At 74.3% G+C, this 14,146-nt stretch carries 13 protein-coding genes; 8 read left to right on the top strand and 5 right to left on the bottom strand.

The window, feature by feature from the left end; genetic code table 11:
• Positions 1–22 precede the first annotated feature (22 nt).
• From MFF61_RS02120 to MFF61_RS02105, 4 genes are read right to left on the bottom strand one after another with little or no spacing between them, the layout of a single operon-like run.
• Positions 23–811, bottom strand: a complete 789-nt coding sequence (locus MFF61_RS02120; protein ID WP_238233461.1) for an ATP-binding cassette domain-containing protein — start codon at positions 809–811, stop codon at positions 23–25.
• A complete protein-coding gene (locus MFF61_RS02115; protein ID WP_238233553.1) occupies positions 808–2,475 on the bottom strand; it encodes a dipeptide/oligopeptide/nickel ABC transporter permease/ATP-binding protein in 1,668 nt (555 codons plus the stop codon). Before MFF61_RS02115 ends, MFF61_RS02120 begins: the two co-directional genes overlap by 4 nt.
• Positions 2,476–2,531: 56 nt before the next feature.
• On the bottom strand, positions 2,532–3,479 hold the full coding sequence (locus tag MFF61_RS02110) for an ABC transporter permease (RefSeq protein ID WP_238233460.1): 948 nt from the start codon (positions 3,477–3,479) through the stop codon (positions 2,532–2,534).
• Between the two features lie 4 nt (positions 3,480–3,483).
• The gene (locus MFF61_RS02105; RefSeq protein WP_373324552.1) at positions 3,484–5,043 is read right to left on the bottom strand and encodes an ABC transporter substrate-binding protein; all 1,560 of its coding nucleotides are present in this window, start codon (positions 5,041–5,043) and stop codon (positions 3,484–3,486) included.
• A gap of 279 nt (positions 5,044–5,322) precedes the next feature.
• Between MFF61_RS02105 and MFF61_RS02100 the strand changes: the two genes are divergently transcribed.
• The 4 genes from MFF61_RS02100 (at position 5,323) to MFF61_RS02085 (ending at position 8,572) form a co-directional block, all read left to right on the top strand.
• Positions 5,323–6,987, top strand: coding sequence for an ABC transporter substrate-binding protein (locus MFF61_RS02100; protein ID WP_238233459.1), 1,665 nt, complete (start codon positions 5,323–5,325; stop codon positions 6,985–6,987).
• Positions 6,988–7,095: 108 nt separating this feature from the next.
• A complete protein-coding gene (locus MFF61_RS02095; protein ID WP_238233458.1) occupies positions 7,096–7,650 on the top strand; it encodes a chlorite dismutase family protein in 555 nt (184 codons plus the stop codon).
• Between the two features lie 10 nt (positions 7,651–7,660).
• Entirely contained in the window at positions 7,661–8,305 is a 645-nt protein-coding gene (locus tag MFF61_RS02090; RefSeq protein WP_238233457.1) for an RNA polymerase sigma factor, read from the top strand.
• 21 nt (positions 8,306–8,326) lie between these two features.
• The gene (locus MFF61_RS02085; RefSeq protein ID WP_238233456.1) at positions 8,327–8,572 is read left to right on the top strand and encodes a zf-HC2 domain-containing protein; all 246 of its coding nucleotides are present in this window, start codon (positions 8,327–8,329) and stop codon (positions 8,570–8,572) included.
• Between the two features lie 98 nt (positions 8,573–8,670).
• On the opposite strand, the gene MFF61_RS02080 is transcribed toward MFF61_RS02085, so the two are convergent.
• The gene (locus MFF61_RS02080; RefSeq protein WP_238233455.1) at positions 8,671–8,901 is read right to left on the bottom strand and encodes a hypothetical protein; all 231 of its coding nucleotides are present in this window, start codon (positions 8,899–8,901) and stop codon (positions 8,671–8,673) included.
• Between the two features lie 242 nt (positions 8,902–9,143).
• On the opposite strand from MFF61_RS02080, the gene MFF61_RS02075 reads away from it, so the two are divergent.
• From MFF61_RS02075 to MFF61_RS02060, 4 genes are all read left to right on the top strand, one after another.
• A complete protein-coding gene (locus tag MFF61_RS02075; protein ID WP_238233454.1) occupies positions 9,144–10,346 on the top strand; it encodes a DUF3095 domain-containing protein in 1,203 nt (400 codons plus the stop codon).
• An 8-nt stretch (positions 10,347–10,354) separates the two neighbouring features.
• Positions 10,355–12,130: a patatin-like phospholipase family protein gene (locus MFF61_RS02070; RefSeq protein ID WP_238233453.1), complete on the top strand. Its 1,776-nt coding sequence runs from the start codon at positions 10,355–10,357 to the stop codon at positions 12,128–12,130.
• Between the two features lie 278 nt (positions 12,131–12,408).
• Complete coding sequence (locus tag MFF61_RS02065) at positions 12,409–12,648, top strand: PilZ domain-containing protein (RefSeq protein ID WP_238233452.1); 240 nt, start codon at positions 12,409–12,411, stop codon at positions 12,646–12,648.
• A gap of 198 nt (positions 12,649–12,846) precedes the next feature.
• Positions 12,847–14,133: an imelysin family protein gene (locus tag MFF61_RS02060; RefSeq protein ID WP_238233451.1), complete on the top strand. Its 1,287-nt coding sequence runs from the start codon at positions 12,847–12,849 to the stop codon at positions 14,131–14,133.
• The last annotated feature ends 13 nt before the right edge of the window (positions 14,134–14,146 follow it).

Raw genomic sequence — 14,146 nt, 5'->3', positions numbered from 1 at the left:
CCCGGCGGAACCGGAGGAGGCGTTATCCCGTCATCCGCGGCACCGCGGCGACGAGCCTTTGCGTGTAGGGATGCGTCGGTGCCGCGAAGACCTCCGCGGGCGCACCCTCCTCCACGATCTCCCCCCCGGACATCACCGCCACCCGGTCGGCCACGGCCTCCACCACCGCGAGGTCGTGGCTGATGAACAGGTAGGTGAGGCCGTGCCGGGCCTTCAGGTCGGCGAGCAGGCGCAGCACCTGCGCCTGCACGGTAAGGTCGAGGGCGGAGACCGGCTCGTCGAGGACGATCACCCGCGCCCCCGCGGCGAGCGCCCGCGCGATGGCGATGCGCTGGGCCTGCCCGCCCGAGAACTCGTGCGGGAAGCGGTCGAGATGCTCCGCCTCCATCCCCACCGCCTGCATCAGCTCCCGGCTGCGCGCCTCGCGCGCGGCGGGGGCCACGCCCGCGAGGAAGCGCAAGGGGGCGGCGAGCGCCTGCCGGATGGTCTTGCGCGGGTTGAGGGAGGAGACCGGGTCCTGGAAGACGTACTGCACCGCGCGCCCGAGCGCCCGCGGCCCGGCCGCCGCCAGATCCGCGAGCGGGCGGCCCTCGATCCGGATCGTGCCCGAGGTCGGCCGGACGAGCCCGACGAGGCAACGCGCCAGGGTGGACTTGCCGCAGCCGGATTCCCCGACGATGCCGAGCGTCGTCCCGGCCTCCACGGTGAGCGACACGCCCTTGAGCGCCGCCACCGGCGGCCGCGCGCGGGCGAACAGGGCGCGCCGCGCCGGATAGGTCTTGACGAGGTCGCGCACCTCGACGGCGGTCACGGGCGGGCCTCCGGCACCGGGCGCGGCTCCGCCGAACGCCTCCGGCCGAGCACCGGCATGGCGGCGATCAGGCCGCGCGTGACGGGATGGCGGGGGGCCGCCAGCAGCGCCCGCGTCTCGCCCTCCTCCACAATCCGCCCGCCCTGCATCACCGCGACCCGGTCGCAGATCCGCCGGACCACCCCGACGTCGTGGCTGATGAACAGGATCGCGAGGTGCCGCTCGCGGCGCAGCCGGTCGAGCAGGTCGAGGATCTCGGCCTGCACGGTGACGTCGAGGGCGGTGGTGGGCTCGTCGGCGACGATCAGGTCGGGGTCGTTGGCGAGCGCCATCGCGATCGCGACCCGCTGGCGCTGCCCGCCCGAGAGCTCGTGCGGGTAGGCGAGCCCGATCGTTTCGGGCTCCGGCAGCATCACGGCGGCGAAGAGGTCGCGGGTGCGCGTGCGTGCCGCGCGGGCCGGCAGCACCCGGTGCACGCGGATCGCCTCCGCCACCTGATCGCCCACCCGCATGAGCGGATGCAGCGTGGTGAGCGGGTCCTGGAACACGTAGGCGATGCGCCGGCCCCGCAGGCGCCGCAGGCCTTCGGGCGGCAGCGCCAGGAGGTCGTCGTCCCGGAACGCGATGGTGCCGCCCCGGATCAGCCCGGGCGGCGAGGCGACGAGGCGGGTGACCGCATGCGCCGTCACCGACTTGCCCGAGCCCGATTCGCCGACGAGGCCCAGGCACTCGCCCGGCGCGACCGCGAGGCTCACGCCCCGGACCGCGTCGGCTGCGCCCTCCGGCCGCGCGAAGGCGACCGTGAGGTCGCGCACGGCGAGCCCCTCGGCCGGGGCGGCGGGCGCGAGCCCGGGCGCCACCCGCGTCGCCGCGCCCGGGCGTCCGGGCGTGCCGCCGCGCAGGCGCGGGTCGAGGGCGTCGCGCAGCCCGTCGCCGATCAGGTTGAGGCTCATCACGATGAGGAAGACCACGAGGCCCGGCACCGCCGCGACGGCGGGCGCGGTGATCAGCACCTTGCGCCCCTCCCCCAGCATCGCCCCGAGATCCGCCTGGGGCGGCTGCGAGCCGAGGCCGAGGAAGGACAGGCCCGCCGTCTCCAGGATCATCCAGCCGACCGTGGTCGAGGCCGTGATGACGATCACCGGCATGACGTTCGGCAGCACCTCGGTGAGGAGGATGCGGGTCTCGCCCATGCCGGAGAGCCGCGCGGCCTCCACGAAGTCGCGCCCGCGCAGCGCGGCCGCCGCGCCCCGCACGGTGCGGGCGAAGAACGGGATGTTGGCGACGACGACCGCGTAGAGCGCGTTGAGGAGCCCCGGCCCCAGCGCCGCCACCACCGCGAGCGCGAGCAGCAGGTAGGGGAAGGCCATCAGCACGTCGATGACGCGCATCAGGATCGTCTCGGTGCGCCCGCCGAGGAATCCCGCCGCCAAGCCGATGGCCGAGCCGACGAGCGCGGCCAGCAGCGCCGCCGCGAGGCCCACCGCGAGGCTCACCCGCGTGCCCCAGACCAGCCGCGCGAGGAGGTCGCGCCCGAGCGCGTCGGTGCCGAGCCACGCCCCCGGGGTGAAGGGCGGCAGCAGGCGGGCGGCCGGGGCGGTGGCGTTGGGGTCGGCGAGCGGCAGGAGGGGGGCCGCGAGCGCGACCGCGCCGACGACGGCCATCACCGCGAGCCCGCCCGCGGCGAGGCGGTTCTCGAGCAGGCGGGCGGCGAGCGCCCTCACGCGCCGATCCTCGGATCGAGCAGGCGCTGCAGGAGGTCGGCCGCGAGGTTGAACAGCACGTAGGCCGTCGCCACCACCAGCACCCCGCCCTGGACCAGCAGCACGTCGCGGGTGGCGATGGCGTTCACCAGCATCCGGCCGATGCCGGGCCACTGGAAGACGGTCTCGACGTAGACCGCGCCGCCGAGCACGAAGCCCGCCTGGATGCCGATCACCGGGATGACGGTCACGAGGGCCGCCTTGAGGGCGTGCGCGACGATGATCCGGCGCTCGGGCACGCCCTTGGCCCGGGCGGTGCGGACGAAGTCCTGCCGCAGCACCTCCAGCATGGCCGAGCGGGTGAGCCGCGCGATCACGCCCGCGGCCACGACCGCGAGCGTCACGGCGGGCAGGACGAGATGGGCGAGGAGATCGGACAGATCCTCGCCGCCGGTGATGGCGTACATCCCGCTCACCGGCAGCAGGCGCCAGCGCACCGAGACCAGCAGGATCAGCAGGAGGCCGAGCCAGAACGAGGGCATCGAGATGCCGACGAGCACCGCGAGCGTGGCGAGCCTGTCGGCGGTCCCGCCCTGGCGCACCGCCGCGACGATGCCGACGAGAAGCCCGATCAGGGCGGCGAGCACCAGGGCCGCCCCGGCCAGCACGAGCGTGGCGGCGAAGCGCTCCCCCACCTCGTCGAGCACCGGGCGGTTGAGGCTGTGCGAGCGCCCGAGATCGCCCGCGAGCACGTGGCCGAGCCACGCGGCGTACTGCACCGGCAGGCTGCGGTCGAGGCCGAGTTCGGCCCGCACCCGGGCGAGCGAATCCGGCGTGGCGTAGGGGCCGAGGATGGCGAGCGCCGGATCGCCCGGGATCAGCGCCATGATCAGGAAGACGATCAGGCTGAGGCCGATCAGCACCGGCACGAGGCCGGCGAGCCGGCCGAGGAGGTAGGCGCCCACCGGTCTAGCGCTTCGTCACGCCCGACAGGCGCAGGAAGAACGAGGGTTCGAGGGTCAGCCCCTGCACGGCGGCGGTGGTCACCGCGCTCTGCTTCCAGTGCGCCACGAAGGCGATCGGTGCGTCCGCGACCACGATGGCCTCGGCCTGCCGGTAGAGGTCGGCGCGGCGCGCCTGATCGGCGGTGCGGCGCGCCTCGGCGAGCAGCCGGTCGAGATCCGGGTTGGCATAGCCCCCCGCGTTGAAGCCGCCCTGGCCGGGCCGCGCGTCGCTGCGCAGCGCCAGGGAGGGCAGCATGTCGGGATCGTTGGTCATCCAGGCCATCTCGGCCATGTCCGCATCCTCGCCCAGGCCCCGGTTCACCCGGGCCAGATAGGCGTTCCACTCGTAGGTGGCGATGCGGGCGGTGAGGCCCACCGCCGCGAGGTCGGCCTGGATCGCCGTGCCCATCGCCACCGGATCGAGCATGCCCGAGCCGCCCTCCGCCACGAGGAAGCGCAGGGTCGCGCCCTCCGCCCCGGCCTCGCGCAGGAGCCGGCGCGCGCGCTGCGGATCGTGCGGGTAGCCCCGCTGCGACGGGTCGTACGCCCAGGCGAAGGCCGGCGCGATCAGGCCGTGGGCCGGCACGGCGGTGCCCTGGAGGACGTGCGCGGCGAGCGCCTGCCTGTCGATGGCGTAGTTCACCGCCTGCCGCACGCGCGGGTCGCGCAGGGGGCCGGCCTGCGTGTTGAGGATCAGGAACCAGAGATGCGGGCCGACCTGCTCGCGGACCGCGAAGTCCGGGCGGTCCCGGAACAGCGCCAGGGCGTCGGGCGGCATCTCGGCCATCACGTCGACGCCGCCCGCCAGCATCTCGGTCGCGCGGGTGTTGGGATCGGTGAGGGGCCGGAAGATCACGAGGCGGGGCTTGGCCGCCTCGCCCCAGTAGTCGGGGTTGCGCTCCAGCGTCACCTTCCGGCTGCTCTGCCAGCCGGCGAAGCGGAACGGCCCGGTGCCGACCGGGGCACGGGCGAAGGCCCCTCCCCTCTCCATGACGGCCCTGGGCGAGACGATGAGGCCGGTCGGGTAGGCGAGATTCGCCAGGAACGGCGCGTGGGGCTCCCGCAGGACGAAGCGGACCGTGCGCGGGTCGGGCGCCTCGACCCGTTCCACGACCCGGAACAGGAACGCGAGGGGAAAGGGTCCGGTCCGGGCGGCCGGATGGTCGCGGTCGAGGAGCCGCCCGAAATGGAACCGCACCGCCTCGGCATCGAAGGGCGTGCCGTCGTGGAAGCGCACGCCCTCCCGCAGCCGGAAGGTGTAGCGGCGGCCGTCCTCCGAGACGGTCCAGCTCTCGGCCAGGGCCGGCTCCACCTCCAGCGTGCCGGAGCGGTAGCGCACCAGCCCCTCGTAGAGGTTCACCAAGATGCGGGCGTCGTTGGTGGCGGTGCTGACGGCGGGGTCGAGGGAGGCGGGCTCCGCGGTCTGGCCGACGACCAGCACGTCGTCGGGGACGGGCGCGGCGGCGGCGCCGGTCAGCCACGCGGCGGTCAGGAGACCCGCGAACGCGGAGCGGAGTGGGATCACGGTCGGTCCTCGCGGCCCAGGGTGCCGCCTCGCGGCCAGAGTACAGCCTCGCGGCAAGGGTGCCGCCGCAGCGGCTAACGTGGGGGCAGCCGGTTTCGTTGCCTCCGGGACGTGCAGATCGCCCGCGCCGAGCCGAAGCGGAACTGGCGCGGAAGCCCCGGATGGGCTTCAATCGCTCAACCGTCCCCGTCCCGGCCAGGAAGCTTGGGCATAATGGCACGTACGTTGCCAAGGGGTGGGCGGCGCCGGCGCGGGCCGGCCGAAAGGGAGGAGCGAACGATGCGACGGGGCTGGGGACAGGATGGGCGGATGCGGGCGGCCGGCGCGCTGGCGGCGTTGATCGTCGGTGCGAGCGCCGGCGGGGCGCTGGCGCAGGAGAAGGTGCTGCGCATCGGCATGACGGCGGTGGACATCCCGCGCACGCTGGGCCAGCCCGACCAGGGCTTCGAGGGCAACCGCTTCACCGGCATCCCGATCTACGACGCGCTCACGCACTGGGACCTGTCGAAGGAGAACGAGCCCTCCGTCATCATCCCGGGGCTGGCCACCGAATGGGCGGTCACCGACGACAAGACCAAGTGGGTGTTCACGCTGCGCGACGGGGTGCGCTTCCACGACGGCTCGGCCCTCGACGCCGAGGCGGTGGTCTGGAACGTCCAGAAGGTGCTCGACAAGACGGCGCCGCACTACGACCCGAGCCAGGTCGGCGTCACCGCCTCGCGCATGCCGACGCTGCGCTCGGCGCGCGCCCTCGACAAGCTCAAGGTCGAGCTGACCACCTCGGAGCCGGACGCCTTCCTGCCCTACAACCTCACCAACCTGTTCATGGCCTCGCCCGCGCATTGGGCGGCCAAGCTGCAGGCGGTGCCCGCCGGCGTCACCGACCCGGCCGAGCGCGCCAAGCAGGCCTGGTCGGCCTTCGCGGCCGATCCGTCCGGCAGCGGCCCGTTCCGGGTGACCCGCCTCGTCCCGCGCGAGCGGCTCGAACTCGCCGCCAACACCGCCTACTGGGACGAGAAGCGCCGGCCCAAGATCCCCAAGGTGGTGCTGGTGCCCCTGCCCGAGGCGAATGCCCGCACGGCCGCCCTGCTCTCCGGCCAGGTCGACTGGATCGAGGCCCCCGCGCCCGACGCCGTGCAGCAGATCAAGGGCCGCGGCTTCAAGATCTACCAGAACCCGCAGCCGCACGTCTGGCCCTGGCAGCTGTCCTTCGTGGAGGGCTCGCCCTGGCGCGACAAGCGGGTGCGCCACGCCGCCAACCTCTGCATCAACCGGGCGGAGCTGAAGGAATTCCTCGGCGGCCTGATGGCCGAGCCGAAGGGCACGGTGCCCCCCGGCCATCCCTGGTGGGGCAACCCGAGCTTCGACATCCGCTACGACCCGGCCGCGGCCCAGAAGCTGATGAAGGAGGCGGGCTCTTCGGCCCAGAAGCCGCTGCCCGTGAAGGTGCAGATCTCGGCCTCGGGCTCGGGGCAGATGCAGCCCCTGCCGATGAACGAGTTCGTGCAGCAGAGCCTCAAGGAGTGCTACTTCGACGTCTCCTTCGACGTCATCGAATGGAACACCCTGTTCACGAACTGGCGCCAGGGCGCCAAAGACCCGACGGCGCGCGGGGCGCAGGCGGTGAACGTGTCCTTCGCCACGATGGACCCGTTCTTCGCGATGGTGCGGTTTACCTCGACCAAGACCTTCCCGCCGGTCTCGAACAACTGGGGCTTCTTCGGCAACGACGAGTTCGACGGGCTGATCGCCGCCGCGCGCAACACCTTCGAGGCCGGCGCGCGCGATCAGGCGCTCGCCAAGCTCCACGCCCGCATCGTCGAGGAGGCGCCCTTCGTCTGGATCGCCCACGACGTGGGTCCGCGCGCGATGTCGCCGAAGGTCAAGGGCGTGGTCCAGCCCCGCAGCTGGTTCATCGACATCGCCACGATGTCGATGGAGTGAGGAGCCGGCGGCGGGCGCTATGCCCGCCGCCGTAACCGTCCCGCGGGTCCGGGCGAAGGGGACCGCGTGAGGCGCATCGTCCGTGACGTGCCCGGAGGCGTGGGAGCCATGCGGATCACCTTTCACGGCGGCGCGCAGGGCCCCTGGGCGGTGACGCGGCTCGTGGCCGTGGCGGGCGAGGGGCTGGCGCCCGTCGCGCGGCTGCGGGTCGATGCGGGAGCCGCCGAGGAGGCGCCCGACAGCGTCTGGCGCCTCGCCGGCGTCGTCGGCCATGCCCGCTACGCCACCCGGGCCGAGATCGACACGCTCGCGGCGATGCAGCCGCCGCTGGCGCGCCCGGAGGCGACCTGCGCGGCCCTGATCCCGATCCGCAAGTCGCCCGCATGGTGGGCGCTGGCCCAGGACGAGCGCCGCGCGATCTTCGAGGAGACCTCCCATCACACGGCGATCGGCCTGCGCGCCCTGCCGGCCGTCGCGCGCCGGCTCCATCATGGCCGCGACCTCGGCGAGCCGTTCGATTTCCTCACGTGGTTCGAGTTCGCCCCCGCCCAGGCCGACGCGTTCGAGGCCCTCGTCGCCGCCCTCCGGGCGACCCGCGAGTGGGACTTCGTGGAGCGCGAGGTCGACATCCGGCTCGTCCGCGACGCGCCCGTGGACGGCTGAGGGCCGGACGATGACCGCGCCGCCCGACCCGAACGACGAGGAGCTGCTGCCCCGGCTTCGGGCGCGGGAGGAGGCGGCCTTCCGCCTGCTCGTGCGGCGCCACCACGTGCGGCTCGTCGCGGTGGCGCGCGGCCTCTCCCTGCCGCAGGAGGCCGCCGAGGAAGTGGTGCAGGAGGCCTGGATCGCCGCGATGCGCAACCTCGACGGGTTCGAGGGGCGCTCGTCCCTGCGCACGTGGCTCACCGGCATCGTCGTCCTGATGGCCCGCAAGGCCGCCGCCGCGCGCCGACGCACCCGCACCTTCTCGGATCTGGCCGGACCGGACGACGAGGAGGGCGGCGTCGACGCCGATGCCTTCCTGGCCGACGGGCATTGGCGCGAGCCGCCCTGGCACTGGTCCGAGGTGGACCTGGAGCGGGCGCTCGCGGGCCGTCAGGTCTGGGCGGCCGTGCAGGAGGCGATCGGCGCCCTGCCGCCGCTCCAGGCCTCGGTGATCCGCCAGCGCGACGTCGAGGGCCTGGGGGCGCGCGAGACCGAGGCGATGCTGGGCCTGAGCGAGGCGCGCCAGCGGGCGCTCCTCGACCGCGCCCGGTTCCGGATCCGCGCGACCTTCGAGCGCCTGACCCGGGAGGCGCCGGCGCGCGCGATGCCGTGAGCATGCCATGAGGAGAAGCGGATGAAGTGCCGGGAAGCGGCCGAGCACGCGAGCGCGCTCCTCGACCACGACCTCGACCTGACGCTGCGGGCGCGGCTGCGCCTCCACCTCGCGGCCTGCGCCCCCTGCCGGCGCTTCGCCGAGCAGGTGCGCGCCACGCGCGATCTCCTGCGCGGGGCGCCCGCGCCTGCGCCCGACCCGGGCCGGGAGGACGCGGTGGTAGCCGCACTCCTGCGCGGGAAGCCGGAGCCCGACGACGGGCCGTGAGGCCGCCCGGTGCCGCGCGTTCGGCGCGCGCGATCCGGGCCTGCGACGCCACAAAGCCTGAGGGCGGGATCGCACGGATGATGCGCCGGGGAGTCTCGTCAGCACCCCCGGCAGATCGCCGTCGCGATCAGCCGGCCGAGGGCGCGGCTGCGGCGGTCGAGGTCCGGGCGGGTGCCGCCGCGGGCGTCGAGCGCGGCGCCGTCGGGCTTGGTGGTGCCAAGCAGCGTCACGTGGCGGAACGGGCGGGGCATGGCCGGTGCGGCGGCGGTCTCGGCCGCGGCGGGCGCCGCGAGGGCGAGGAGGAGGGCGAGGGCGGGCACGGTGCGCATGGCGGGCTCCTTGCGGGGCTGGCGGGGGGGGTTCAGGCGAAGGCCACGGCCATCAGGCCGAAGAAGGCCGCGAGCGTGCCGAGCACGGGGGTGAGGGCGGCGAGGGGATTCTGGCGGGTCATCGGTCGTCTCCGGTTCGGGCGGCGCCGATCGCCGCCACCTGTCCGCTGAGTGCCGCGGCGCAGACCGATCCGCGTGCGCTTGCGCACGGCCGTGATAGGCTGGCCCGAGGAGGAGCCGCGATGACGAGGGGATCCGCGCCGGCCGGAGCGGGGGCACGCTGCGGGACGGGGGCGTTCGTCTACGCCGACCTCGTCCCGGTCACGGACTTCGCCCGCGTCCTCGACGACGGCGCCTACCGGGCGGTGCCGGACGGGTGGTGGCTCGCCGTCACCGACATCGTCGAATCCACCGCCGCCATCGCGGCCGGGCGCTACAAGGCCGTGAACTACGCGGGGGCGGCCGCCATCGCGGCCGTGCGCAACGCCCTCGGCGGGCAGGACCGGGCCTTCGTGTTCGGGGGCGACGGGGCGAGCATCCTCGTCGCGCCGCACGAGGCCGAGGCCGCCCGGGCGGCGCTCGCCGCCACCGTGGCGTGGGTCGGCGCCGAGATGAACCTGAGGCTGCGCGCCGCGCTCGTGCCCGTCGCGGCGCTGCGGCAGGCGGGCCACGACCTGCGCATCGCCCGCTACGCCCCCTCGCCGCACGTCGCCTACGCGATGGTCACCGGCGGCGGCCTCGCCTTCGCGGAGCGGGCGCTGAAGCGGGGCCTCTACGCGGTGGCGCCCGCGCCGGGGGCACGGCCCGACCTCACCGGCCTCACCTGCCGCTTCGCTCCCGCGCGGGCGCGCCACGGGCTGATCCTGTCGGTGCTGGTGGTGGGGGCCGAGGGCGCCGACCCGGCCGCGATCCGCGGCGTGATCGGCGACGTGCTCCGCCTCGTGGCCGCCGCGCCGGCGATGGGCCGGCCGCTGCCCGACGAGGGCCCGCCCCTGTACTGGCCGTCGGACGGGATCGCGCTCGAAGTCGCGGCCTCCCGGAGCGCGGGGCAGCCGCGCCTCGTGCGCCGCCTCGCCGTCCTGGCGCGCACGCTCGCCGCCTCCCTGATCTTCCGCTTCGGCCTGCGGGTCGGCGGCTTCGAGCCCGCGCGCTACCGGCGCGAACTCGTCGCCAATGCCGATTTCCAGAAGTACGACGACGGGCTGCGCATGACCCTCGACTGCGACGAGGCCCTCGCGGCGGCGATCGAGGGGCGGCTCGCCGCCGCGGAAGCGGCGGGCCTCGTGCGCTTCGGCCTGCACCGCCAGTCCGCCGCGCTGACGACCTGCATCACGGTGGTGCCGAGCGAGAGCGACCACGTCCACTTCATCGACGGGAATGGCGGCGGCTACGCCCGGGCGGCCCAGAACCTCAAGGCCAAGGCCGGGGCCGGGATGGCGGCCTGAGGGCGGACATGCGGAGCGTCGTTCAGCCCGAGATCCCCTTCCTCACCGCCCTCGACGCGGCGACCGCCGCGGCGCTGCGGGCGCGCCTCGAACCGATCGCGGTGGCGGGCGGGCAGGTGCTGTTCCGGCAAGGCGACCCGGCCGACGCGCTCTACGCCCTGGTGTCGGGGACGATTGGCATCTCGGCGCGCGATGCGGCGAGCGGCGAGGAGCGCCCCGTCGCCCGCGTGCGCCCCCCCGAGACAGTGGGCGAGATGGCGCTGCTCTCGGGCGAGCCGCGCTCGGCCACCGCGACCGCCCTGCGCGACGCCTTCCTGCTGCGCCTCTCCAAGACGGCCTTCGACGACCTCGTGGCCCGGCATCCGGCGACGATGCTCTACTTCGCGCGGCTCCTCGCGGAGCGGTTGCGCACGGTCTCGGCCCACACGCCCCTCGCCGTCGCGCCGATGACCTTCGCGGTGATCGGCGTCACCGGGGACGTGGACCCGGCGGCCTTCGCGGCCCGGCTCGCCGCCGCCCTCCCCGGGCGCACGGGCTGCCTCGCCGCATGGCCCGACGAGGCGGACGAGACGTGGTTCCACGCCTACGAGACGGCCCACGACCACGTCGTCTACGCGGCCGAGGCGCCGGGTCCGGGCTGGCCGAACCTGTGCCTGCGCCGGGCCGACCACGTGCTGCTGCTCGCCGCCCCCGGCCGGCCGGCGCGGGGCGCCCTCGACGGCCGCATCGCCATGCCGGTGCCGGGCTGGACGCGCCAGGACCTCGTGATGCTGCAGCCGCGCGACGCCCTCCGCCCGGCGCCGCTCGACCCGACCCTGGCCGGGCTGCCGGTGGCGATGCGTCTCCAGGCGCGGGCGGGCAGCGCCGCGGACCTCGCACGGGTGGCGCGCCTCGCGGGCGGGCGGGCGCGGGCGCTGGTGCTCGGCGGGGGCGGCGCGCGGGGCTTTGCCCATCTCGGCGTGATGAGGGCGCTCGAAGAGGCCGGGCTCGCGGTCGATCTCGTGGCCGGAACCAGCATGGGGGCCGTCACGGGAGCCAGCCTCGCGATGGGCTGGAGCCTGCCCGAGATCCAGGCCCACACCGTCTCGGCCTTCGTGGAGAGTTCGCCGCTCAACGACTACACGCTGCCGCTCGCGGCCCTCACCCGCGGCACCAAGGTGGACCGGCGCCTCGCGCAGCATTTCGGCGATGCGCGGATCGAGGATCTCTGGCTGCCCTATTTCTGCGTCTCCTCGAACCTCACCACCGGGGCCGCGATGGTGCACGAGCGCGGCCTCCTCGCGCCGGCCCTGCGCGCCAGCATCGCCATCCCGGGCCTGCTGCCGCCCGTGCTCGCCCCGGAGGGCGTGCTGGTGGATGGCGGGATCATGAACAACCTGCCGGCCGACCTGATGGCCGCCCGCGGGCGCGGCGCGGTGCTCGCCGTCGACGTCGCGAGCGACCTTGCCCTCGACACGATGCCCCGGCGCAGCCTCCGTTCGCGCCTGTTGCGCCGGGCGCTCGGCGTGCCCTGCGCCATGCCGGGCATCGCCCAGATCCTGCTGCGCTCCGCCACCCTGTCGAGCGACGCCTCGGCGGCCATGGCCCGCGCCCGCGCCACCGCGGTGCTGCGCCCGCCGCTCGCCGGCATCGATCTGAGGGCGTGGCGCAGCTACGCGGCCGTGGCCGAGATCGGCTACCGCCATGCCCGCGCGCGCATCGAGGCGGGCGCGCTCGACGCCTGGGCGGCCGGGATCGCGGTGGCGGGGCAGGACCGGTCCGGCATGGCCCCCGTCGCCGGCTGACCCACCGGCGGCGAATCGCGCGCGGGCGCACCGCGAGGCGGAGCCGTAACCGATCCTCCGGCCTGCGATCACGCTAGAGCATTTTGCGTCAACGGCTCGCCCAGAGAGCCAAAACGAGCCTTTCGAGCCGACAACCATCGATCTTTGAGCTGTTTTGCTTCAGTATAGGCCAAGCAATAGCCACATGGCCTAAGTCGGAATCGAAACTGCGACATCCAAATGTTATGCTATCCGTACTAGATGTTGCGACGACCACAACGATCGATTCCTTGATGCCAATGAGACGCGCTCACACCCGTTCCAATCTGATTAAGCCGGTCGTCATCTCGTCGGACGAGTCGATCGACGACGTCAAAGGCACGCTGGTGGACGTCGACGCGCAGGGCGCGCGCATCATCGTGCCGCTCGGCTTCCGGTTTCCCGACACCGTCTATCTCAAGTTGAAGGCCGGCGGACTGCGCTGGGCCTCGACGGTAGTCTGGCAGCGGCCCGGCGTGATCGGGGTTGAGTTCCACTGATCCGTCACCCGCCCGGCTGCATCCTGTCGCGGGGCGCGGCCCCCTCGGTGCAGGGCCGGCGCGCCGGACTGCGAACTGAAATCATTCGGAATTGAGACACTAGCGCGCAGCGGACGCGTTTGCATGCCGGACGGCCCGGCGCCAGAGTGCCGCCCCGATCGAGGGGCCGGCCACGGGCTCCGCCGGAGATGGTCCCGCATGCCCCGCACATCCGCCCGCCCGGCGTTCCTCCTCGCCGCGCTGTTCCTGGCGACGGCGGCCCGCGCGGAGCCCGCGCCCCCGGCGCGGGCGGTGCTCGACACCTACGCCACCCTGGCCCAGGCCATGACCGAGGACGCGGTCGCCGGCGCGCGCGACCTCGACCGGGCGGTGGCGGCGCTGCTCGCCGCGCCCTCGCCCGAGACCCTGAAGGCCGCGCGCGAGGCCTGGATCCGCGCCCGCATCCCCTACATGCAGACCGAGGGCTACCGCTTCGGCAACAAGGCGGTCGACGCCCTGGAGGGCAAGGTCAATGCCTGGCCCCTCGACGAGGGGCTGATCGACTACGTCGACACCGCGAAGTACGGCGAGGCCTCGGACGAGAACCCGCTGTTCCGGGCCAACGTCGTCGCCAACCCGCGCCTGCGCATCGGGCGCCGGCAGGTCGACGCCACCACCATCGACGCGGACCTGCTGGAGACGCTGCACGAGGCGCAGGGGATCGAGGCCAACGTCGCCACGGGCTATCACGCGGTGGAGTTCCTGCTCTGGGGGCAGGATCTCAACGGCACCGGGCCGGGGGCCGGCAACCGGCCGGCCAGCGACTACGCCGCGGATGCGGCCTGTACCCACGGCCATTGCGACCGCCGCCGCGCCTACCTGAAGGCCGCAAGCGCGCTCCTCGTGCGCGACCTCCAGGCGATGGCCGATCTCTGGGGGCCGAACGGACAGGCGCGCGAGGAGCTCGCGCGCAAGGGCGAGACGGCGGGGCTCGCCACCATCCTCACCGGCCTCGGCTCCCTGTCGTACGGGGAGATGGCGGGCGAGCGGATGAAGCTCGGCCTCACCCTGCACGATCCGGAGGAGGAGCAGGATTGCTTCTCCGACAACACCCACAACGCGCACTGGTACGATCAGGTCGGCATCACCGCCATCGCCACGGGCCGCTACCTGCGCACGGACGGGCGGGTGGTCGAGGGGCCCTCATTGATGGCCTACGCCGCCGCCAAGGCCCCGGAGGAGGCGCGCCGGCTCGACGCCGCGCTCAAGGCCGCCTCGGAGCGGATCCGGGCGATCAAGGACCGGGCCGATTCCGGCATCGAGGCCTACGACCAGATGATCGGCGAGGGCAACGCCGAGGGGAACCGGATCATCCAGGCGGCGATCGACGCCCTCGTGGCCCAGACCCGCGCGATCGAGGCCCTGGTGAGCCGGCTCGGCCTCGCGGTCTCGGTGGAGGGCTCCGACAGCCTCGACAACCCGGGCGCCGTGGGGAAGAAGCGCTGACCGCCTCCCTCAC

This window comes from Methylobacterium isbiliense (genome assembly GCF_022179325.1).
In the GTDB taxonomy this organism is placed as follows: Bacteria; Pseudomonadota; Alphaproteobacteria; order Rhizobiales; family Beijerinckiaceae; genus Methylobacterium; species Methylobacterium isbiliense.
The sequence above is the reverse complement of the archived record's forward strand: the minus strand, read 5'-3'. Positions and strand labels throughout refer to the sequence as shown.

What these genes read in the sequence shown, in the direction of transcription:
- MFF61_RS02115 (WP_238233553.1), bottom strand. Translation starts at nt 2,475, where the DNA reads ATGGCCGTCGTCGGCGCGGTCGCGCTCGCGGCCCCCCTCCTGCCGCTC.
- MFF61_RS02100 (WP_238233459.1), top strand. Translation starts at nt 5,323, where the DNA reads ATGCGACGGGGCTGGGGACAGGATGGGCGGATGCGGGCGGCCGGCGCG.
- MFF61_RS02095 (WP_238233458.1), top strand. Translation starts at nt 7,096, where the DNA reads ATGCGGATCACCTTTCACGGCGGCGCGCAGGGCCCCTGGGCGGTGACG.
- MFF61_RS02090 (WP_238233457.1), top strand. Translation starts at nt 7,661, where the DNA reads ATGACCGCGCCGCCCGACCCGAACGACGAGGAGCTGCTGCCCCGGCTT.
- MFF61_RS02085 (WP_238233456.1), top strand. Translation starts at nt 8,327, where the DNA reads ATGAAGTGCCGGGAAGCGGCCGAGCACGCGAGCGCGCTCCTCGACCAC.
- MFF61_RS02080 (WP_238233455.1), bottom strand. Translation starts at nt 8,901, where the DNA reads ATGCGCACCGTGCCCGCCCTCGCCCTCCTCCTCGCCCTCGCGGCGCCC.
- MFF61_RS02075 (WP_238233454.1), top strand. Translation starts at nt 9,144, where the DNA reads ATGACGAGGGGATCCGCGCCGGCCGGAGCGGGGGCACGCTGCGGGACG.
- MFF61_RS02070 (WP_238233453.1), top strand. Translation starts at nt 10,355, where the DNA reads ATGCGGAGCGTCGTTCAGCCCGAGATCCCCTTCCTCACCGCCCTCGAC.
- MFF61_RS02065 (WP_238233452.1), top strand. Translation starts at nt 12,409, where the DNA reads ATGAGACGCGCTCACACCCGTTCCAATCTGATTAAGCCGGTCGTCATC.
- MFF61_RS02060 (WP_238233451.1), top strand. Translation starts at nt 12,847, where the DNA reads ATGCCCCGCACATCCGCCCGCCCGGCGTTCCTCCTCGCCGCGCTGTTC.